Source organism: Serinicoccus kebangsaanensis, assembly GCF_008919445.1.
GTDB lineage: Bacteria > Actinomycetota > Actinomycetes > Actinomycetales > Dermatophilaceae > Ornithinicoccus > Ornithinicoccus kebangsaanensis.
Genome location: NZ_VSLG01000009.1, coordinates 1 through 20,634, shown reverse-complemented (window position 1 = coordinate 20,634; position 20,634 = coordinate 1). Strand labels below are relative to the sequence as shown.

At 71.5% G+C, this 20,634-nt stretch carries 17 protein-coding genes; 2 read left to right on the top strand and 15 right to left on the bottom strand.

Annotated elements, in window-relative coordinates; all coding sequences use genetic code 11:
• Positions 1-13: 13 nt before the first annotated feature.
• The 12 genes from nuoK to FXF60_RS10410 form a co-directional block, all read right to left on the bottom strand.
• Positions 14-313: an NADH-quinone oxidoreductase subunit NuoK gene (gene nuoK / locus FXF60_RS10465; protein ID WP_151525924.1), complete on the bottom strand. Its 300-nt coding sequence runs from the start codon at positions 311-313 to the stop codon at positions 14-16.
• Positions 313-1,221 (bottom strand): NADH-quinone oxidoreductase subunit J, encoded by a 909-nt coding sequence (locus FXF60_RS10460; RefSeq protein WP_151525923.1) that lies wholly within the window; start codon positions 1,219-1,221, stop codon positions 313-315. Before FXF60_RS10460 ends, nuoK begins: the two co-directional genes overlap by 1 nt.
• Positions 1,218-1,913, bottom strand: a complete 696-nt coding sequence (gene nuoI, locus FXF60_RS10455) for an NADH-quinone oxidoreductase subunit NuoI (protein ID WP_151525922.1) — start codon at positions 1,911-1,913, stop codon at positions 1,218-1,220. Before nuoI ends, FXF60_RS10460 begins: the two co-directional genes overlap by 4 nt.
• Positions 1,906-3,336, bottom strand: a complete 1,431-nt coding sequence (gene nuoH, locus FXF60_RS10450; protein WP_151525921.1) for an NADH-quinone oxidoreductase subunit NuoH — start codon at positions 3,334-3,336, stop codon at positions 1,906-1,908. The genes nuoI and nuoH overlap by 8 nt, the downstream gene beginning before the upstream one ends.
• Positions 3,333-5,867, bottom strand: a complete 2,535-nt coding sequence (locus FXF60_RS10445; protein WP_151525920.1) for an NADH-quinone oxidoreductase subunit G — start codon at positions 5,865-5,867, stop codon at positions 3,333-3,335. The genes nuoH and FXF60_RS10445 overlap by 4 nt, the downstream gene beginning before the upstream one ends.
• Positions 5,864-7,177 (bottom strand): NADH-quinone oxidoreductase subunit NuoF, encoded by a 1,314-nt coding sequence (gene nuoF / locus FXF60_RS10440; protein ID WP_151525919.1) that lies wholly within the window; start codon positions 7,175-7,177, stop codon positions 5,864-5,866. The genes FXF60_RS10445 and nuoF overlap by 4 nt, the downstream gene beginning before the upstream one ends.
• Positions 7,174-8,142: an NADH-quinone oxidoreductase subunit NuoE gene (nuoE, locus tag FXF60_RS10435; protein WP_238335808.1), complete on the bottom strand. Its 969-nt coding sequence runs from the start codon at positions 8,140-8,142 to the stop codon at positions 7,174-7,176. Before nuoE ends, nuoF begins: the two co-directional genes overlap by 4 nt.
• Before the next feature lie 47 nt (positions 8,143-8,189).
• Positions 8,190-9,593, bottom strand: coding sequence for an NADH-quinone oxidoreductase subunit D (locus tag FXF60_RS10430; RefSeq protein ID WP_151525918.1), 1,404 nt, complete (start codon positions 9,591-9,593; stop codon positions 8,190-8,192).
• Entirely contained in the window at positions 9,593-10,426 is an 834-nt protein-coding gene (locus FXF60_RS10425) for an NADH-quinone oxidoreductase subunit C (protein WP_437440859.1), read from the bottom strand. Before FXF60_RS10425 ends, FXF60_RS10430 begins: the two co-directional genes overlap by 1 nt.
• Positions 10,423-10,977, bottom strand: coding sequence for an NADH-quinone oxidoreductase subunit B (locus FXF60_RS10420; protein ID WP_151526027.1), 555 nt, complete (start codon positions 10,975-10,977; stop codon positions 10,423-10,425). The genes FXF60_RS10425 and FXF60_RS10420 overlap by 4 nt, the downstream gene beginning before the upstream one ends.
• Positions 10,978-11,002: 25 nt before the next feature.
• Positions 11,003-11,368 carry an NADH-quinone oxidoreductase subunit A gene (locus FXF60_RS10415; protein ID WP_151525917.1) on the bottom strand — a complete coding sequence of 122 codons (366 nt, stop codon included), beginning with the start codon at positions 11,366-11,368 and terminating at the stop codon, positions 11,003-11,005.
• An 88-nt stretch (positions 11,369-11,456) separates the two neighbouring features.
• Positions 11,457-12,752 carry a geranylgeranyl reductase family protein gene (locus FXF60_RS10410; protein ID WP_151525916.1) on the bottom strand — a complete coding sequence of 432 codons (1,296 nt, stop codon included), beginning with the start codon at positions 12,750-12,752 and terminating at the stop codon, positions 11,457-11,459.
• Positions 12,753-12,920: 168 nt separating this feature from the next.
• On the opposite strand from FXF60_RS10410, the gene FXF60_RS10405 reads away from it, so the two are divergent.
• A complete protein-coding gene (locus FXF60_RS10405; RefSeq protein WP_151525915.1) occupies positions 12,921-16,664 on the top strand; it encodes a tetratricopeptide repeat protein in 3,744 nt (1,247 codons plus the stop codon).
• Positions 16,665-16,681: 17 nt separating this feature from the next.
• Here FXF60_RS10405 and FXF60_RS10400 read toward each other — a convergent pair whose 3' ends face one another.
• Positions 16,682-17,383, bottom strand: a complete 702-nt coding sequence (locus FXF60_RS10400) for a demethylmenaquinone methyltransferase (protein ID WP_151525914.1) — start codon at positions 17,381-17,383, stop codon at positions 16,682-16,684.
• Between the two features lie 44 nt (positions 17,384-17,427).
• On the opposite strand from FXF60_RS10400, the gene FXF60_RS10395 reads away from it, so the two are divergent.
• The gene (locus tag FXF60_RS10395; RefSeq protein ID WP_151525913.1) at positions 17,428-18,762 is read left to right on the top strand and encodes an isochorismate synthase; all 1,335 of its coding nucleotides are present in this window, start codon (positions 17,428-17,430) and stop codon (positions 18,760-18,762) included.
• Positions 18,763-18,830: 68 nt separating this feature from the next.
• Here the strand turns inward: FXF60_RS10395 and FXF60_RS10390 are convergent, their stop codons facing one another.
• On the bottom strand, positions 18,831-19,337 hold the full coding sequence (locus FXF60_RS10390; protein WP_151525912.1) for a GNAT family N-acetyltransferase: 507 nt from the start codon (positions 19,335-19,337) through the stop codon (positions 18,831-18,833).
• Positions 19,337-20,521 (bottom strand): MFS transporter, encoded by a 1,185-nt coding sequence (locus tag FXF60_RS10385; RefSeq protein WP_151525911.1) that lies wholly within the window; start codon positions 20,519-20,521, stop codon positions 19,337-19,339. The genes FXF60_RS10390 and FXF60_RS10385 overlap by 1 nt, the downstream gene beginning before the upstream one ends.
• Positions 20,522-20,634 lie beyond the last annotated feature (113 nt).

Sequence of the window (20,634 nt, the reverse complement as noted above, 5' to 3'; positions counted from 1 at the left end):
CACGAGCGCTCCTCTACAGCTTCAACAGGTTGGCGTCGTCGACCGAGGCCGAGCGTCGCGCACGGAAGATGGACATGATGATCGCCAGTCCGACGACGACCTCGGAGGCGGCGACCACCATGACGAACAGGGCGTAGACCTGCCCGTCGAGGGTGCCGTGCATGCGGGCGAAGGTGACCAGCGCCAGGTTGCAGGCGTTGAGCATCAGCTCGATGCCCATGAAGACGATGATGGTGTTGCGCCGGGTCAGGACCGTGATCGCGCCCAGGGCGAAGAGGATCACCGACAGATAGATGTATGCCTCGAGCCCCATCAGTGCTCACCCCTCCCGGTCGACGTGGTGCCGGCGGCGCCGTCACCCGGGTCGTCGGCGTCGTCGGCGTCCAGGTCGTGGCCCTGCTGGTCGACGGCGGCGTTCTCCCCCGTGGGCAGGTCCTCCGGCGCCAGGTCCCCCGGCGGTTGTCCGTCCGGGCGAGCCGTGGCGCCGGCGAGGCGGTACTCGGTCGGGCTGGTGACCTGTCCGCGGGCGACCAGCACCCGCGGCACCGACTCCTCGACCGGGCTGCCGTCCGGCGCGAGGGCCGGGGTGTCCGCGGCGTTGTGCCGGGCATACACCCCCGGGTTGGGCTTGCCGGACAGCCACTGACCGGAGCGCAGCTTCTCCCGGGACACCTCGCGCTGGGTGCGGCGCGGGGTGAGGCGCTCCCGGTGGGCCAGCACCATCGCGCCCATCACCGCGATGACCAGCAGCGCACCGAGCGTCTCGAAGGTCAGGACCTGGCGCTCGAAGATCTCCCGGGCCAGCGCCGTCACGCTGCCCTCGGACTGGACCGCCTCGAGGCCGACCGCGTCCGGCCAGGACACCCGTGCCAGCCCGATGGCCGCGGCGGCGACGAAGAGGGCGCCCAGCAGGAAGGCCCACAGGCGCTGCCCGCGCAGCGTCTCCACCGTCGAGTCGGACGCGTCGACACCGACCAGCATGACGACGAAGAGGAAGAGCATCATCACGGCGCCGGAGTAGACGAAGACCTGGATGATGCCGACGAACTCCGCGCGCTGCACGATGTAGATGACGCCGAGGCTGATCATCGTCGTCGCCATCGCCATGGCGGCGTGCACGGCCTTGCGGGCGAAGAGCAGACCGAGGGCCCCCGCGACGGCCACCACGGCCAGCAACCAGAACAGACCGACCTCCATCCCGTCGATCCGGTCAGGGGTCATGAGCCGACCTCCGCGTCGGCCTCACGCTCGGCGTCCCGCGCCTCCACGTAGTCCTGCTGGCCCTGGGTCGAGCCGGTGACCTTGCCCTGGTAGTAGTCGCGCTCCTCCATGCCCTCGGCCATCGGGAACGGCGGGGTCAGCATGTCCGGACGCAACGGCGCGAGCAGCTGGTGCTTCTCGTAGATCAGCGGGGCCCGCTCGGAGTCGGCGAGCTCGTACTCGTTGGTCATCGTCAGGGCTCGCGTCGGGCAGGCCTCGATGCACAGTCCGCAGAAGATGCAGCGCAGGTAGTTGATCTGGTAGACGCGGCCGTAGCGCTCGCCGGGGCTGAACCGCGCCTCGTCCGTGTTGTCCGCGCCCTCGACGTAGATCGCGTCCGCCGGGCAGGCCCAGGCGCACAGCTCGCACCCCACGCACTTCTCCAGGCCGTCCGGGTGCCGGTTGAGCTGGTGCCGGCCGTGGTAGCGGGTCGCGGTCGGGCGCTTCTCCTCGGGGTACTCCTGGGTCGGGACCTTCCGGAACATGGTCGCGAAGGTGACCCCGAAGCCGGCGACGGGCGCGAACAGCTGCCCCAGGACCCCGGGCTCCTTCTTGCCCCCTGCCGGGTCGACGTCGCCGCGCCGCGCGGGCGACGCGGGCTCGTCCCGGCGGGCGGGCTCGTGGGCGTTCTCAGGCTCGGTGTGGTCAGCCACGGCGCTCCTTGTCGTCGTCGTTCGGGCTGGTGCTGTCGTCGCCGTCGGTGGGGCCGGCCGGCACCGTCACCGGGCGGGCCTGCTCCACGGCGGGCTGCGGCTCGACCAGGCGCTGGCCGGGCATCGGCGGGACGGGATATCCGTCGGCGAAGGGGTCGATCTCCTCGGGCACCTCGCGGGCCTCCTCGCGCGCGGCGAGGCGACGCTGGGCATACCGGTCCCAGACCAGGATCCCGGCGAGCACGAAGACGCCGATCCCGCCCAGGGTGAGGACGGTGACCCACCGGCCGTCGCCGAAGTAGCCCTCCTGGGCGGACCGGATGAGCATCACGGCGACGACCCACACCAGCGACAGCGGGATGAGGATCTTCCACCCCAGCGCCATGAACTGGTCGTAGCGCACCCGCGGGAGCGACCCACGCACCCAGACGTAGAAGAAGATGAAGCTCCACATCTTCAGGGTGAACCAGAGCAGGCCCCACCAGCCCTGGTCCAGCGCGCCGTCGAAGACCACGTTGAGCGGCCAGGGCGCGTGCCAGCCGCCCATGAACAGGGTGGTCGCGAGCGCCGAGACGGTGAACATGTTGATGTACTCACCGAGGAAGAACATCCCGAACTTCATCGAGGAGTACTCGGTGTGGAACCCACCGCCGAGCTCGCCCTCACCCTCGGCGAGGTCGAAGGGCAGCCGGTTGGTCTCCCCGATCATGGTGATGACGTAGACGACGAAGCTGAAGAACAGCGGCACGACGTACCACAGCGGGATCCCCAGGACGGTGCTCTGCTGCTGCGCCTCCACGATCTGGCTGGTGGACATCGACCCGGCGTAGAGGAAGACCGCCACGAGGGACAGACCCATCGCGATCTCGTAGGAGATCACCTGGGCGGTCGAGCGCAGCCCGCCGAGCAGCGGGTAGGTCGAGCCCGAGGACCAACCGGCCAGCACGAAGCCGTAGGCCGAGACACCGGCGACCGCGAGCACCAGGAGCACCGCGACCGGGGTGTCGGTGAGCTGCAGCGGCGTGGTGTGGCCGAACATCTCCACGTCGCCGCCCATCGGGATGATGGCGAAGGAGACGAAGGCGAGCGAGGCGACGATCAGCGGCGCCGCGTAGAACATCAGCTTGTCCGCGCCCTTGGGCGTGACGTCTTCCTTGAAGAACAGCTTGATGCCGTCGGCGGCGGTCTGCAGGATGCCCAGCGGGCCGATCCGGTTCGGGCCCGGCCGCTGCTGCATCTGACCGATGACGCGCCGCTCGAACCAGATGACCAGCACCACGGAGATCATCACGTAGGTGAACAGCATCGAGGACTTGATCAGCGACAACCACCAGGGGGTGTCGCTGAAGTCGGCGGCCGGAAGGTCCTCGGTGAGCAGCGGGACGCTGGCCGCGATCTCGGGGTATGCCGTCAGCAGGCTCATGCCTCACCTCGCGGGGTCGGGGCCGGGGAACCGGTGAGCCGGACCACGTCGCCGGCGCCGACGCCGAGCGTCGGGCGGACGGTGGAGCCGACCTGGTTGGCGGGCACCCAGACGACGCCGTCCGGCATCGGGGTGAGGGCTGCCGGGAGCTCGATCCGGCCGAGGTCGGTGGAGACCTGGACCGGGTCGCCGTCGGTCACCCCGAGGTCGCCCGCCGTCCCGGCGGAGATGCGTGCCACCGGGGCGTGCCTGGTCCCGGCCAGGAAGGGCTCGCCGTCCTGCAGCCGGCCGGCGTCCAGCACCTGGTGCCAGGTCGCCAGCACCGCCTCGCCGGCGCCCACGGTGGCCGGGCCGACGGCGGCGAGCTCGGGGGCTGCCGGGCGGGTGCCGGACCAGTCGCTGAGCGCCTGGATCTCGGCCCGCACCGCCGGGACCGTGCCGGTGCCCAGGCTCGCGCCCATGGCGGTGGCGAGCCGGTCCAGCACGACGTGGTCCGAGCTGGCGCCGGAGTCCAGCGTCCGGTCGAACGGCCGGGGTCGGCCCTCCCAGTTGAGGAAGGAGCCGGACTTCTCCTGGTGCGGGGCCACCGGGAGGATGACGTCGGCGAACTCGTGGACCGCGCTCTCGCGGATCTCCAGCGAGACGACGAACGCGCGCGCCAGGGCGCGGCGGGCCAGCTCGGGGTCGGGCAGGTCGTCGATCTCGACGCCGCCGACGACGAGCCCGGCGAGCTCGCCCGCTGCGGCGGCCTCCAGGATCGCGGTGGCGTCGCGTCCAGCAGCGGCCGGGAGCGCGGCGGCGTCCAGGCCCCAGCGCTCCGCGACCTCGTCCCGCGCCCCGTCGTCGGCGACCGGCCGGCCGCCGGGCAGCAGGCCGGGCAGGGTCCCCATCTCGACCCCTCCTCGCTCACCGGCGCGCCGCGGGACCCAGGCCAGCCGGGCCCCGGTGGCCTCCGCGAGGCGGACGGCGGCGGAGAGGGCACCTGGCACGGTGGCCAGGCGCTCCCCGACGAGGATCACGGCGTCCGCGCCCAGCGCGTCCGACGCGGCGTGGAAGCTGTCCTGGGCCAGCGGGGCGGTCGCCCCGTCGACCTGCTCCGGCGAGCCCTGGCCGCGCCGCTCGGTCAGCGCCTGCAGCACCTCGGCCTCCGTCCCCGGAGCGGCCGCCAGCAGGGTCCCGGCGAGCTTCTCCAGGCCCCGTGTCGCGAACGGCGCGACGGAGTAGATCTGGGTGGCGTTCTTGCGCATGGCCTTGCGCAGCCGGAGGAAGACCATCGCGGCCTCCTCCTCGGCCTCCAGACCGACGAGCAGCACCGACGGCGCCTTCTCCAGGTCGCCGTAGCTGACGTCCCGGGTGCCCACGACGGTGGACGACAGGAAGTCGCTCTCCTCGGCGCTGTGCGGCCGGGCGCGGTGGTCCACGTCGTGGGTCCCGAGCGCCACCCGTGCGAACTTGGCGTAGGCATACAGGTCCTCGACGCTGCCGCGGCCGCCGGGGAGCACGCCGACACCGCCGGCGGCGCGTGCCTGCGCCAGGCCCGCCGCCGCCGCGGCGTAGGCGTCCCGCCAGGAGGAGACGGCATACTCACCGTCGGCGCCGCGCACGACCGGGTCGTGCAACCGGTCCGGGAGGGTGGGGTAGGCGAAGGCCCAGCGACCCTTGTCGCAGTTCCACTCCTCGTTGACCTCGGGGTCGTTGAGCGCCATCCGACGCAGGACGGTGCCGCGGCGGTGGTCGGTGCGGATGGCGCAGCCACCGGCGCAGTGCTCGCAGACGCTCTCGGTGGAGACCAGGTCGAACGGCCGCGACCGGAAGCGGTAGGCCGCACCGGTGAGCGCCCCGACCGGGCAGATCTGGACGGTGTTGCCGGAGAAGTAGCTCTCGAACGGCTTCTCCTCGTAGATCCCGACCTGCTGCAGCGCGCCGCGCTCGATGAGCGCGATGAACGGGTCGCCGGCGATCTGGTCGGAGAACCGGGTGCACCGGGCGCACAGCACGCACCGCTCACGGTCCAGGAGCACCTGGCTGGAGATGTTGACCGGCTTGGGGAAGGTGCGCTTGATGTCCTCGAAGCGGGAGGTGGGCCGACCGTCCGACATCGCCTGGTTCTGCAGCGGGCACTCACCACCCTTGTCGCAGACCGGGCAGTCCAGCGGGTGGTTGACGAGCAGCAGCTCCATCACGCCCTGCTGCGCCTTGTCCGCGACCTCGGAGGTGTGCTGGGTCTTGACCACCATGCCTGGCGAGACCGCGATGGTGCAGGACGCCTGCGGCTTCGGCATCGGCTTGAGGTTGCCCTCGCGGTCCGGCGTGGCCACGTCGACGAGGCACTGGCGGCAGGCACCCACCGGCTCGAGCAGCGGGTGGTCGCAGAAGCGCGGGACGTGGATGCCCACCTGCTCGGCAGCGCGGATGACCAGGGTGCCCTCCGGCACGGAGAGCTCGACACCGTCGATGGTCACCTCGACCATCGTCACGTCGGTCTCGATCGCGGCGGTGTCCTGCGCCGGACTGTCGGTCTTGACGCTCATACGGGCTGGCTCTCCTTCGCGAAGAGGGTGTTGCGCTCGGGCGGGAAGAGCTCGCGCCACGGGGTGTGCATCCCCTGCTCGAACTCCTCGCGGAAGTACTTGATCCCGGAGGTCACCGGGCTGGTGGCGCCGTCACCGAGGGCGCAGAAGCTGCGGCCCAGGATGTTGTCGCAGATGTCGTCCAGCTTCTCGATATCGCCCTCGCGTCCCTGGCCGGCCTCGAGCCGCGCCAGGATCTGCTTGAGCCAGAAGGTGCCCTCCCGGCAGGGCGTGCACTTGCCGCACGACTCGTGCGCGTAGAAGTCGATCCACCGGGAGACGGCGCGCACCACGGAGACCGTCTCGTCGAAGATCTGCAGCGCGCGGGTGCCCAGCATCGAGCCCTCGGCGGCGACCGACTCGAAGTCGAGCGGGACGTCGAGGTGGGCGTCGGTGAAGATCGGCGTCGAGGAGCCTCCCGGCGTCCAGAACTTCAGCTTGCGGCCACCCCGCATGCCCCCGGCCATGTCGATCAGCTCGCGCAGGGTGATCCCGAGCGGCGCTTCGTACTGGCCCGGGCGCTCCACGTGGCCGGACAGGCTGAACAGGCCGAAGCCCTGCGACTTCTCGGTGCCCATGCCCGCGAACCAGTCCGCGCCGTGCAGCACGATCGGCGGCACCGAGGCGATCGACTCGACGTTGTTGACCACGGTCGGACGGGCATACAGACCGGCGACCGCGGGGAACGGCGGCTTGAGGCGCGGCTGTCCGCGACGGCCCTCCAGCGAGTCCAGCAGCGCCGTCTCCTCGCCGCAGATGTATGCCCCCGCGCCCGCGTGCACGGTGATGTCCAGGTCGAAACCGGTGCCGAGGACGTCCTTGCCGAGGTAGCCCGCGGCGTACGCCTCCTCGACCGCACGCATGAGGCGACGGTAGACGTGCACGACCTCGCCGCGCAGGTAGATGAAGGCGTGGTTGCAGCCGATCGCGAACGAGGTGATGATCATGCCCTCGATGAGGAAGTGCGGCGCCGCCATCATCAACGGGGTGTCCTTGCAGGTGCCAGGCTCGGACTCGTCGGCGTTGACCACGAGGTAGCGGGGGCCGCCGTCCGGCGGGGGGAGGAAGCCCCACTTCATCCCGGTGGGGAAGCCCGCGCCGCCGCGGCCGCGCAGACCCGAGTCCTTGGCGGCGCTCACCAGGTCGGCGGCATCCATGTCCAGCGCGGCACGCAGCGCCTGGTAGCCCTCGTGCTGCTCGTAGGTCTCCAGCGTCCAGGACCGCTCGACGTCCCAGAAGGCCGACAGGATCGGGGTAAGCTGCGTGCTCACGCGTCGTCTCCCTTGGTCGTCTCGTCCACGTCCTTGACGCCCTCGGAGGTGGGGATCTCGTCGGGTTCGTTGGCGTCGGTGTTCACCGAGTCGTGCTTGCCGGCCGCGAGGCCGCCCGCCTGGCCCTCGGGGGTGGGCGCGGTGTCGGTGCCGCTGTCCGGCCGCGGCGCGGTCCAGCCCTTCTCCCTGGCCAGGACGGTGCCGCGCAGCGAGGGCTCGCCCGCGCCCGGTCCCTCGTCGGCCAGGCCGTCGGGGAAGCCGGCCAGCACCCGGGACACCTGCTTGAAGCTGCACACCCGGGACGGACCGCGGGTGGGGGTCACCGGCTCGCCGGCACGCAGCCGGTCGACCAGCGCGGTGGTGCTCTCGGGGGTCTGGTCGTCGAAGAACTCCCAGTTGACCATCACCACCGGGGCGAAGTCGCAGGCCGCGTTGCACTCGACCCGCTCGAGGGTGATCTTGCCGTCCTCGGTGGTCTCGTCGTGCCCCACCCCGAGGTGCTCGCTCACCTCGTCGAAGATCTGGTCCCCGCCCATGATGGCGCAGAGGGTGTTGGTGCACACGCCCACGGTGTACTCGCCGTTGGGGTGCCGCTTGTACTGCGTGTAGAAGGTCGCCACGCCGCTCACCTCGGCCGTGGTGAGGTCCAGCAGCTCGGCGCACAGCTGCACGCCGCGGCCGGTGACGTAGCCGTCCACGGACTGCACCAGGTGCAGCATCGGCAGCAGCGCCGAGCGCTTCTGCGGGTAGCGGGCGATGATCAGCTCGCTGTCCGCGACGAGCTGGGCCCGGACGTCCTCCGGGTATGCCTCGTCCGAGGCGTGCAGCGGCGTGTGGTGGTGCAGCGGGCCGTGGTCGTCGTGACCCGCGACGCTGTGGTGCACGCGCCGCTCGGTCGCCTCCTCCAGCTGGCTGCGCATGTCCTCCTGCTCGTGCGCGTGCGGGTCCTCTGTTCGCGCACCCACGGTCGCTCCGATCCTCGCTCCGCTTCGATTCTCACTCCCGGGCGCGCTCATCGGTCCACTCCTCCCATCACCGGGTCGATCGAGGCGACCGCGACGATCACGTCGGCGACCAGGCTGCCCTCGGACATCGCCGAGGCCGCCTGCAGGTTGTTGAAGCTGGGGTCGCGGAAGTGCACGCGGTAGGGGCGGGTGCCACCGTCGGACACGGCGTGCACCCCGAGCTCGCCCTTGGGCGACTCCACCGCGGCATACGCCTGCCCGGGCGGGACCCGGAAGCCTTCGGTGACCAGCTTGAAGTGGTGGATCAGCGACTCCATCGACTCGCCCATGATGGTGCGGATGTGGTCCAGGCTGTTGCCCTGACCGTCGGCGCCGACCGACATCTGGGCCGGCCAGGCGATCTTCTTGTCCGCGACCATGACCGGGTCACCCTGGCTCGCGCGCAGCCGCGCGATCGCCTGCTCGGCGATCCGGATCGACTGCCAGATCTCGTCCAGCCGGATGCAGATCCGGCTGTAGGCGTCCATCTCGCGGCGGGTGATGACGTCGAAGTCGTAGGTCTCGTAGCCGCAGTACGGCTGGGCTTTGCGCAGGTCGTGCGGCAGGCCGGTGGACCGCAGGATCGGGCCGGTCACGCCCAGCGCCATGCAGTTGGCGAGGGAGAGATAGCCGACGTCCACGGTGCGACCCTTGAGGACCGGGCTCTCCAGCAGCAGCTTCTCCAGCTCACCGATCCCGCGGCGCAGGGCGGGCAGCTCCTCCTCCAGCTGGTCCAGGTGCTCGGGCAGGACGTCCTGGGCCACCCCGCCGGGCCGCACGTAGGCGTTGTTCATCCGCAGGCCGGAGACGGCCTCGAAGAAGCGCAGGGTCCGCTCCCGCTCGCGGAAGCCGATCGTCATGACGGTCGTCGCACCGAGCTCCATGCCGCCGGTGGCCAGGGCGATGAGGTGGGAACCGATGCGGTTCAGCTCCATCATCAGCACCCGGATGTCGCTGGCGCGCTGCGGGATCTGGTCGGTGATGCCGAGCAGCTTCTCGATCGACAGGCAGTAGGCGGTCTCGTTGAAGATCGGGGTGAGGTAGTCCATCCGGGTGCAGAAGGTGGTGCCCTGGACCCAGGTCCGGAACTCCATGTTCTTCTCGATCCCGGTGTGGAGGTAGCCGATCCCCGCGCGCGCCTCGCGCACCGTCTCCCCGTCCAGCTCGAGGATCAGCCGGAGCACGCCGTGCGTCGACGGGTGCTGCGGCCCCATGTTGACCACGATCCGCTCGGCACCCAGGGTCGCCACGTCCTTGGCGATGTCGTCCCAGTCACCGCCACCGGCGGTGTAGACCGCGCCGCCGTCGACCGAGTCGGAGGTCGGGCCACCCTCGGCATACAGGTCGGTCGGAGTGTCCTCCAGGTAGTCGGCACCCTGGTCGGGCTTGGTGTGCTCGTGCGTGGTCGCCATCAGGTGTAGCTCCTCCGCTGGTCGGGGGCCGGGATGGTGGCCCCCTTGTACTCGACCGGTATACCGCCGAGCGGGTAGTCCTTGCGTTGCGGGTGCCCGGGCCAGTCGTCCGGCATGAGGATGCGGGTCAGCCCGGGGTGGCCCTCGAAGACGATGCCGAACATGTCCCAGGTCTCGCGCTCGTGCCAGTCGTTGGCCGGGTAGACACCCACGATCGAGGGGATGCGCGGGTCCCCGTCCGGGCAGGTGACGTCGATCCGCACACGGCGCACGCCGTGGGTGATGGACTGGAAGTGGTAGACCGCGTGCAGCTCGGCACCGGTCTGCTCCGGCCAGTGGACCCCCGAGACACCGGTGCAGACCTCGAACCGCAGCCGCGGGTCGTCCCGCAGCGGTCGCACCAGCGCCAGCAGGTGGTCGCGGTGGACGTGCAGGGTGAGCTCGCCACGGTCGACGACCACCCGCTCCAGCCCGTCCGCGAAGGCCCGCGGCGCGGCCGCCTCGAGCGCGTCGACGACCTCGTCGAAGTAGGAGCCGTAGGGCCGCTCCGCGGCGCCGGGGAAGAGCACCGGGGCGTCGAGCCCGCCGTAGCCGGAGGTGTCCCCTCCGAGCGAGCCGCCGAACATCCCCTGCTTCCGGGCCATGGTGACCGGGTCGCCCGGCCCGTGCACCGCCGGGACCGAGCCGCCGGCGCTCTCCTGCGCCGTCGTGGTGTCGACGTTCTGGCCCTCGCTACGGGACGGTGCGTTGGCCTCGTCCTGGGTCGTCGTCTGCGCCGGTGGCTGCTTGTCCGGCGTCTCCGGACCGGTGCTGACCTTGTCCCCCTCGCTCACGCCAACAGCCCCTTCATCTCGTGGGTCGGCATCGCCTTCAGCGCAGCGGCCTCGGCCGCCCGGGCCGCGGCCTCACGGTTGACGGAGAACTTGAACTCGCGGATCTGCTTGTGCAGCTCGAGCACCGCGTTGAGCAACATCTCCGGTCGCGGCGGACAGCCGGGCAGGTAGACGTCGACGGGCACGATGTGGTCCACGCCCTGGACGATCGCGTAGTTGTTGAACATGCCGCCGGAGCTGGCGCAGACACCCATGGAGATGACCCACTTGGGGTTGGGCATCTGGTCGTAGACCTGCCGCACGACCGGCGCCATCTTCTGCGACACCCGGCCGGCGACGATCATCAGGTCGGCCTGCCGCGGGGTGGCCGCGAAGCGCTCCATGCCGAAGCGGGCGATGTCGTAGTCGGGGGTGCCGACGGCCATCATCTCGATGGCGCAGCAGGCCAGCCCGAAGGTCGCCGGCCAGACGGAGTACTGCCGCAGCTGACCGGCCAGTCCCTCGACCGTGGTCAGCATGATCCCACCGGGGATCTTGTCCTCGAGACCCATCGTCAACTCACCACTCTCTTGAACGTCAGTCCCATTCCAGTCCGCCCCTGCTCCACTCGTAGACGAAGGGCACCGAGACGACGACGAGGAAGAGCAGCATCGCCAGCACCGAGAACAACCCCACCTGGTCGAACGCCACGGCGAAGGGGTAGAGGAAGAGCACCTCGACGTCGAAGACGATGAACAGCATCGCCGTCAGGTAGTACTTCACCGGCACCCGGCCGCCCTCGTGCGCCTGGGGCGTCGGCTGGATGCCGCACTCGTAGGCCTCGGCCTTGGCCCGGTTGTAGGTCGTCCGGCCGAGCAGCGCCCCACCGAAGACGGACCCGAAGGCGAAGAGGAGGCCGAAGAAGAGGAAGAAGACGACGGGCAGATACGGGTGGTAGTCCATGTCCTGCGTCAGCACTCCTTTCGGGACAGGCCCAGCAGTGGGCTCGCCGGGGCGTCGCGCTTACTTATCCTAGGGTCAACGGGGTGGTTCATGCGGCAGGGGTCATCCTGCTGAGCGCGTTGATCACCCTGTCGTCCAGCCCGCCGCCGCGTTCCTGCGGCAGGTTGGCCATGATCTTGAGCAGCAGCCGCATGAGCGAGCGGCGGGGCAGGCCGTACTTCACGGCGAGCCTCATGATCTCCGGCTTGCCGATGAGCGTGGCGAAACCCCGGCCCAGCGTGTAGTAGCCGCCGAGGGCGTCCTTCATGGCCGAGGTGTAGCCGCGCAGGACCGCCTCGCGCTCCCCCGCCGTGGCTCGTGCAAGGGCCGCGCTGATCACCTCGGCACCGTGCCGACCGGCCTCCATCGCCTCGGCGATGCCCTCGCCGTTGAACGGGTTGACCATGCCGCCGGCGTCACCGACGAGCAGCATCCCCCGGTCGTAGAGCGGCTGCCGGTTGAAGCACATCGGCAGCGCGGCACCGCGGATGGCGCCCTGGCGGGTGTCCTCGGAGAACCCCCAGCCCTCGGGCATCGTGTCGATCCAGCGGCGCATCACGTCGCGGTAGTCGAAGGTGCCGAAGGCGTCCGAGGTGTCCAGGATGCCCAGCCCGACGTTCGCCGTGCCGTCACCGAGCGGGAAGATCCAGCCGTAGCCCGGCATCAGCTCGTCCCGGTTGCCCTCTGCATCCTTGGTCCACAGCTCCAGCCAGGACTCGAGGTAGGCGTCGTCGTGCCGCGGCGTCTCGTAGTAGGCCCGCACCGCCACCCCCATGGGACGGTCGTCCCGCTTGGGGCGGTCCATGGCGAGCGACAGCCTGCTGGAGTTGCCGTCCGCCGCCACCACGACCTGGGCGCGGAACTCCCGTCGCTCACCGGTGGCCCGGCCGTCGGGTCCCATCACCTTGGCCCGGACGCCGCAGATGTGACCGCGCTCGTCCAGCACCGGGGACTGGACGTTGATGCCCTCCAGCAGGGTGGCGCCGCGGGAGGCGGCGTGCCGGGCGAGGATCTCGTCGAGGTCCTGCCGGGTGCGGACCAGTCCGTAGGGCGGGAAGGTGGCGTTGCCCGGCCAGTCCAGCTCGAGCCGCATGCCCCCGCCGACGATCCGCAGCCCCTTGGTCCGGTGCCAGCCGTCGGCCTCGTCGATCGGCACGCCGAGGTGGATCAGCTCGCGGACCGCCCGTGGGGTGAGCCCGTCCCCGCAGATCTTGTCGCGCGGGAAGGTGGACTTCTCCAGCAGCAGGACGTCGAGCCCGTGACCGGCGAGGTAGGCGGCAGTGCTCGAGCCTCCCGGCCCTGCGCCGACGACGATCACGTCGGCTGTCTCGACCTGCTCACTCACGGTGGTTGACGCCTCGCTTGTGACAACGTTCACGAACTCGCCGCAGTCTAGGCCGCAGCCTTCGCCAGATCGGCACAGGGACGCCTCAGAGCAAATAGGTCATGGACATCACCCCATATCCGTAGGCATTCCCAGACACCGTCGCGCCCGGCCCCCTAGACTGACCCCGTGGATGGCGGCGCACTGGGTGAGCCCGATCGGTCGGGTCACGCGCCGCGCGGCCCAGAACCACGATTCGTCGGCGTACAACGCCAGGCACTGGTCACCGGGCTCACGGCCGTCGCCGAGGAACTGCGTGCCGGGGGGCCATCGCGCTGGGTGTCGCTCGAGGCCCCCTCCGGATGGGGCAAGACCCGCATCGCGCGCGAGCTGTATGCCGCGCTCGCGGCGAGCCAGTCCCCGCCCCACTACTGGCCGCCGCACATCACCGTCGACAGCGCGGTCAACGCTGCCGAGGTCTCGGCCCGGCGCAAGAAGGTCAACCCCGAGGTCACCCATGAGCCCGGGAGCCTGCCCGGATACCTCTGGTGGGGCATCAGCTGTTCGTCGCGGCACGGCGTCGCCTCCATCGCCCTGGCCCAGGACATCGGCGTTCTCGAGGCGCACGGCCCCTACCTCGACGACGCCTGGCGGCGGCTGCCGCGCACCGGCACGGGCACGGACGACGCCCGCGCGTTCGCGCTCGCCGCAGCCGACGAGGGGGCGATGCACCTGGCCGACACGGTGGTGCAGGAAGCATTCGGCGCTGCGGTGCCGGGGCTGGGACTCGTGCGCTGGGTGGGCGAGTGGGCGTGGAACAAGGGGCGTGACCGCAGCGAGCGTCGTACCCGGCTCGAGGGCGCCGAGGCGGTCACCCCCCGGCACGACGACATCGGCGACCAGGTGGTGTCGATGCTCACCCGGCTCGCGCGCCCGGAGCTGCCGGCCGTGCTCGTGGTCGAGGACCTCCACGACGCCGACCCGCTGCTCGTCGACGTGCTGGGCCGGCTCGTGGCCTCCGACCGCGCGGTGCTGGTCATCTCGACGGGCTGGCCCGGCCACCTCAGCGAGAGCCCCGAGGTCGTCGCGGCGTGGGACGACCTGGGCGATCACCTGGTGCGGGTCTCGAGCGAGGACGACACACCGCTCCCCTCACCCTTCCCGGCGGACGCGAGCCTCGCCCCGCTGCGCGAGGAGGACCTGTCGACCATCCTGCGGCACTACTACCCCCAGGTGGACGACGAGACCGAACGGCTCGTCCGGGAGCGCTACGCCAACCCCCTCGCCCTCGAGCTGTTCTGCCAGATCGACCGGGTCCGGCGCCGCTTCGGCGAGCGGGAGCTGCGCCTCACGGCCGCCGACATCGACCACCTGCCCGCCACCGTGCGTGGCCTCTACCGCCAGCACTGGATCGAGCTGCCCGAGTCGGTGCGCCACGCGCTCGCGGTCGCGACCCTCGGCATACCCGTCGTGCTCGAACCTGCCACCGGCCGCTCGCCGCTGTGGAACCAGGACCTCATGGTCGAGGCCCTGCGGGCACTGGAGCTGCCGGACGCCGCGGAGGTCGCCGACTCCCTGGAGACCGCCTCGACGTCGTATGCCTGGGCTCGCGCCGTGACCGACACGCTGCGCCGGTTCTCCGAGCCGGACCAGCTCCAGGTCGCCGTCGAGGATCACCGTACCTACCTCTTCGAGGACGAGATCCGGGTCGTGAAGAACCACCTGGCCACGCGGCTCGTGGGCCGGATCTCGACCCAGCCCGACCTCGAGCAACGAGAGCACGCCGCCCGGCTGCTGCTGGCCCTGGCGGCTGAGGGCTTCGTCGACGACCCCGCCGTGATCGCCTCGGCGACCTTGACCTTGCTCGGCCTGCTGCGTGAGGACCCGCGCGAGCTACGTGAGCGGATCAGGCTCGCTGAGCACGCTCTCAGCCGTCTCGATCCCGTGTCGGACGACGGCGTCTCACTGCGCCGAGACCTCGGTCAGGCGCAGCGCCTGCTCGGACGCCGGGCCGACGCCGAAGTCACCCTCGTCTCGCTCATCGCCGATCTCGAACGAGACCGTGCCGCCCGCGACCCAGACCTGCTCGACGCCCGCTACCAGTACTTCGCCAGCCTGGGCGACGGGCGCCTGGGACAACACCATCACGAGCTGGAAGAGCTCGAACGCGACACCGCGACGGTCTTCGGCGAGGGCGACCGGCGGACCCTGCGAGCGGCCAACGTCGCAGCGATCGCCCTGAGCGAGCTGGGGCGCGTCGACGAGGCCGTCCAGACCAGTCGCGACCTGGCGCGGCGGGCGGAGGCGGCCCTCGGCAGCGACGACGAGGCGACGTTGCTGCTCCAGGCGAATCTCGGCTACACCCTCCGCGACGCCGGAGCCCGCGACGAGGCACGCACGCTCTCCGAGCACGTCCTGCAGCGTCGCGTGCGCGTACTGGGTCCGCTGCACCCCGACACCCTGTGGAGCCGCCGGCACGTGGTGTCCTATGCGATCTCGGACGGCCGGTTCACCGAGGCCGCCGAGTCATACCAAGCGCTGTGTCTCGAGGTGGACGACGGGGTCGGTCCGTTGCACCCCGAGGCGAGATGGGCACTCGACGGGTATGCCGACCTGCTGGCCACAATAGGGCGAGGCGAGGAGGCGCTCCGGACCCGCGACGAGCTGGTCCGGCGCAGCGAGCTGGGCGCGGGCCGGGAGGGGCTAGATACGCTTGTGGCACGCCGTGATCGGGCGGCGCTCCTGGCAACTCAGGGGAGGGTCGACCAGGCACTGCACGACTACGAGGGCGTGATCGCCGACATGACGCGTGCCCTGGGACCCCACGACGCGCTCACCCTCGATGTCCGCCGGGCGGTCGCCCGACTCGTGGACGACACCGAGGGTCCGCACGTGGCAGCACCCAGACTGCGGGTCATCGCCGAGGAGGCCGCTGCGGCGCTGGGGCGAGGTCACTGGCTGACGGCTCGGGCGACACGGGAGGCCGCCACGAGTGTGGCCCACACCGAGGGCCCGGACGCCGCCGCCACGATGCTGCAACAGCTGCTCGACGACCAGCGCGAGGCTGGCAGCGCCGACCTTGCCGGCGTGGCGTCCACGGTGGCAGATCTCGCCTGGACGCACCGCTGGGGCGGTCGGCACGACGTGGCCCTCGCCGTCGTCGAGGCAGAGGTCGCACGGCTCACGCCGGTGCTGGGCGCCACGTCCTCCTCGGTCACCCAGCTGCGCGGCGAGCGTGCCATGGCGCTGCACGGCGCCGGACGGACCGATGAGGCGGTTGCGGCGTTCAACGACGCACTCCGCGACCTCCGCGACGTGCGCAGCCACGCCGATCCGCAGGTGCTGTGGCTGCAGACGTCGCTGGGCGAGGTGCTCAGCGAGTCGGGGCGCACGGCCGAGGCGGTGGCACTGTTGCAGCAGACCTACGCCGCCGCTGACGCCGCGCTCGGTGCTGCACACCAGTCCACGCTCCGCGCCGGGATCCAGCTCATGTGGGCGATGCAGCGCGCGTCGGAACCGGGCCCAGAGTCCTTTGCCCTCGGGATGCGCCTGGTCGGTCCCGTACGCGCCACCTACGGCCCGCGCAGCCCTCTCTACACGTCCGTCCTCACCGCGCTGGCCAACAGCGCCGCCGCCGCGGTCGAGAGCGGGGACGAGGTCGAGAGAGCAGCAGCAGTCCTCACCCCGGTGGTGCCCTACCTCGAGGAGTATGTCTCCCTCGTCCAGGCCGACCCGTCCTCGCGTCCCTACGACTCGGGATATGCCCACCTTCGGCTCGGGTACGCGCACTTCGTCACCGGCGATCCACGGTGCCTCGAGGACTTCGCCCTCGCCATACCCGGACTCGAGCAGGCGCCAGAAGGTGACACCACCCAGCTCGAAGCGTGCAGACAGCTTCTGGAGATCGCCCGTGGCGTTTACGGGTCGGACTGAAACCAGGGCATCAGACGTCAGCCGGGCGCCACGGCGTGATGGATCGCGACGACCCCGCCGGTCAGGTTGCGCCAGCGCACGCGCTCCCACCCGGCCTCCCGCACCCGCTCGGCGAGGGCCTGCTGGGCCGGCCAGGCGCGGATGGACTCGGCGAGGTAGACGTAGGAGTCCGGGTTGGAGCTCACCCGGCGGGCGACCTTCGGCAGCGCCCGCATGAGGTAGTTGCGGTAGATCGTGGAGAAGACGGGCACCACTGGCTGGCTGAACTCGCAGACGACCAACCGCCCTCCCGGGCGGACCACCCGCAGGAACTCCCGCAGGGCGGTGCCGACGTCGGCGACGTTGCGCAGCCCGAAGCTCATGGTCACCACGTCGAAGGCGTCGTCGGCGAAGGGGAGCCGCATCGCGTCGGCCGCGGTGAACGGCATGTCAGGACGGCGCCGGTAGCCCTCGGCGAGCATCCCGTAGGAGAAGTCGGCGGGCACGACCAGCACGCCGCGATCGGCATACGGCTCGCTGGAGGTGCCGGTGCCGGCGGCGACGTCGAGCACCCGCTCGCCATCCTCCACGTCCGCCGCCCGGAGCACCGCCCGCCGCCACAGGTGGTCCATCCCCCCGCTGAGCACCGTGTTGGTGAGGTCGTACCTGCGCGCGACCGCGTCGAACATCCGGGCCACCTCGCGCGGCTGCTTGTCGAGGTCGGCTCGTGTCGGGCTCATGCACGTCATCCTCGCATCACGTCCTACAGTGGTCGGCTGTGGCCGTGACCTGCTCCGTTCCCCGATTGCGCGCCCGCACCCTCGCGGTCGACGCCCCCGGCGACCTGCTGACGCGCGTCCCCGACGAGATCGACCCGCGGGACGTCGTCGCCTGGCTGCGCGAGGGGGACGGCCTGGTCGGGTGGGGCAGGGTCGCCGGCGTCAGCACCACCGGGCCGGACCGCTTCGCCGACGCGGAGCGGTGGTGGACCGACGTGCGCTCCCGCGCCGAGGTCGAGGACGAGGTGCGGCTCCCGGGCACCGGTCTGGTGACCTTCGGGTCCTTCACCTTCTCCCCCGACTCCGAGGACGCCAGCGTGCTGACCGTCCCTCGTGTCGTCATCGGGCGACGGGACGGCCTGGCGTGGATCACCCAGGTGGTCGAGGAGGACGAGGCGTGGCCCACCGAGCACCCGGCCGAGCTCCTCGGCCGGAGCAACGCGGACATCGAGGTCCTCGACCCGCTGGTCGAGGCCGACGGGGCCGTGTCCGCCACCGCGTGGCCCGAGGTCGTGGCCCGCGCGGTCGGACGCATCGACCGCGGCGAGGTGGACAAGGTGGTCCTCGCCCGCGACGTGCTGGTGCGCCACCGGGAGGGGCAGGTGGTGCGGCTCGCCCCCGTGCTCGAGCGCCTGGAGAAGAGGTATGCCGCCACCTGGACCTTCGCGGTCGCCGGCCTGGTGGGCGCCACGCCCGAGATGCTGGTCCGCCTGCAGGGCGGTCGGGTGCGCTCCCGGGTGCTGGCCGGGACCATCCGCCGGCCGAACGGCATACCCGCGCCGGAGAACGTCGACGCCCCGGGCTCGTCGGTCGACCCGGCGCACCCCGTCGACCCGCGGCTCCGGCTGGTCAGCAGCGTCAAGGACGTCGACGAGCACGACTTCGCGGTGCGCTCGGTGGCCGAGGCCCTCGCCCCGCACTGCAGCGACCTGGTCGTGCCCGAGGCTCCCTACGTGCTGGAGCTCCCCGACGTCTACCACCTGGCCAGCGACCTCACCGGGACGATGCACAGCGAGGCGACGTCGCTGCGACTGGCGGCGGCGCTGCACCCCTCGGCCGCGGTCTGCGGGACGCCGACGGCTGCGGCCGCCCGGGTGATCGGCGACCTGGAGGGCATGGACCGCGGTCGGTATGCCGGCCCCGTCGGCTGGATGGACGGCTCCGGCGACGGCGACTGGGGCATCGCGCTGCGCTGCGGGGAGCTGGCCGACGACCGGCACTCGATGCGCCTCTTCGCGGGGGGCGGCATCGTGGCCGCCTCGGACCCCGCCGCCGAGCTGGCCGAGACCGAGGTCAAGCTCACCGCCATGCGGCACGCGCTGGGCCTCGACGGGCACTGAGCCCCCAGAGTCCCCGAAGTGGACATAGCTTTCTGGGGAGCGGGTCCCACTTTCCTGTGTCCACTTCGTCAGGGGGAGGTGGCGATCCAGTAGCGGCGCTTGGCGGTGCCGCCCCCGGGCGGGACCCGCACGTCCTCGAGCACCCCGCCGCACCGCTCGATCACCGTGGCGGAGGCGAGGTTGTCGTCGTCGCAGGTCACCAGGACCGGGTCCACGCCGAGCCCCCGGAGCCGGGCGACCGACTGCCGCAGGATCTCGGTGGCGTGGCCGCGCCCCCGGTGCTGCGGGGCGACGGCATACCCGACGTGCCCGCCGACCTCGCGCAGGAAGGGCGTCAGCTCGTGCCGGATTGAGACCCGTCCGACCGGTGTGCCGTCGACCTCGGCCACGAGGAAGTCGGCCCGGACCCGGCCCTCCGGCAGCCCCTCACCGGCGGCCTCCCGCTCGATCTGCGCCAGGACCTGCGCCCAGCTGCCGTCGGCGAGCAGGAAGTCGAAACCCTCCGCGGCCAGCTGCTCGTGCAGGCCGCGCAGGGCTCGCTCGTCCTGGGACGTCGGCGGGCGCAGCGTGAGCATCACCCCAGGGTGAGGGCAGAGCGCCCGGGGCGGCCAGCGCTTTTCTCCCGCATGACCGGGGAGAGCACGAGCAGCAGCCCGAGGAAGCCGACCACGAGGAAGAGGGCCCGGTCCAGCCCGACGGCCTCGGCCAGCACCCCGATGGTGGGCGCACCGAAGAGGAACGCGCCGTAGGCGATGGTGGAGACCGAGGTGATCGCCCGGTTCCCCCGCCCGGGCACCTCCCCCGCGGCCGAGATCGCCGCGGGGAAGATGGTGGCCACGCCCAGCCCCCACAGCAGTCCCCCGGCCAGTGCCAGCACCAGCGAGCTGGTCAGCGTCACCAGCAGGATCGCCGCCGCCGCGAGCAGGCCGCCCACCCGGATCACGGTGGCCCGGCCGAAGCGGTCGATGGCCGGCCCTCCGGCGAGCCGCCCGATCGTCATCGTCAGGTTGAAGGCGGTCAGCGCCAACGCGCCGAAGGCGGCCGGTGCCCCGTGCACGTCGACCAGCAGCAGGGCCAGCCAGTCGTTGGCCGAGCCCTCGGCCAGGGCTCCGGCCAGGCAGATCACCCCGATGCCGATCTCGGCACGGGTGATGCCGCGGCGGGCGACCGGCTCCTCCTGGTCCTGCCCAGGCTCCTGCTGGGTGACCTCCGGCACGAACCTCATCGCCCCCCAGACACCGGCGGCCGCCGCCACCGCGGCCAGCACGGGCAGCTGCCCGAGACCGATCCCGAGCCACGCCGCGAGCGCCCCGGAGCCCGCCCCGAGCACGGCCCCACCGGAGAAGGCGGCGTGGAAGTAGGGCATGAGCGAGCGTCCCCGCGCCTGCTCGACGTGCGTCCCCTGGATGTTCATCGCGACGTCCCACACGCCGACGTTCATCCCGGTGAGCACCAGGATGCCGAGCACGACCGGCACCGACGGCGCCACCGCGACGGCGCCCCAGCCGAGACAGGCGAGCAGCACCGTGGCCAGCACCACCCGGCGCGATCCCCACCGGTCGACCAGCCGCCCGGTGAACGGCATGGCGAGCAGCGAGCCCAGACCCATCCCCATGAGCACCAGACCGAGCTGCGCCTTGTCCGCGCCCAGGTGGTCGCGCACGGCGGGCACGCGGGCCAGTGCCTGACCCATGACATACCCGGAGCTGGCGAAGACCACCAGCACCGCGGCCACCGAACCGCGCACGTCCCGTTGCACCGGATCTCCTCGCACTCGACCTCGAAAATCCCCCGACGCACCAGCCTAATGGGGGTGCAGGTCTCACTCTCGACTCGTGCGGGTTGGTGGGAGGCTTGTGGCCGAGCCGTCGG

Excerpts from the sequence above, each read along its gene's own strand:
- nuoK (WP_151525924.1), bottom strand. The coding sequence starts at position 313 with ATGGGGCTCGAGGCATACATCTATCTGTCGGTGATCCTCTTCGCCCTG.
- FXF60_RS10460 (WP_151525923.1), bottom strand. The coding sequence starts at position 1,221 with ATGACCCCTGACCGGATCGACGGGATGGAGGTCGGTCTGTTCTGGTTG.
- nuoH (WP_151525921.1), bottom strand. The coding sequence starts at position 3,336 with ATGAGCCTGCTGACGGCATACCCCGAGATCGCGGCCAGCGTCCCGCTG.
- FXF60_RS10445 (WP_151525920.1), bottom strand. The coding sequence starts at position 5,867 with ATGAGCGTCAAGACCGACAGTCCGGCGCAGGACACCGCCGCGATCGAG.
- FXF60_RS10430 (WP_151525918.1), bottom strand. The coding sequence starts at position 9,593 with ATGGCGACCACGCACGAGCACACCAAGCCCGACCAGGGTGCCGACTAC.
- FXF60_RS10420 (WP_151526027.1), bottom strand. The coding sequence starts at position 10,977 with ATGGGTCTCGAGGACAAGATCCCCGGTGGGATCATGCTGACCACGGTC.
- FXF60_RS10415 (WP_151525917.1), bottom strand. The coding sequence starts at position 11,368 with ATGGACTACCACCCGTATCTGCCCGTCGTCTTCTTCCTCTTCTTCGGC.
- FXF60_RS10400 (WP_151525914.1), bottom strand. The coding sequence starts at position 17,383 with ATGAGCCCGACACGAGCCGACCTCGACAAGCAGCCGCGCGAGGTGGCC.
- FXF60_RS10390 (WP_151525912.1), bottom strand. The coding sequence starts at position 19,337 with ATGCTCACGCTGCGCCCGCCGACGTCCCAGGACGAGCGAGCCCTGCGC.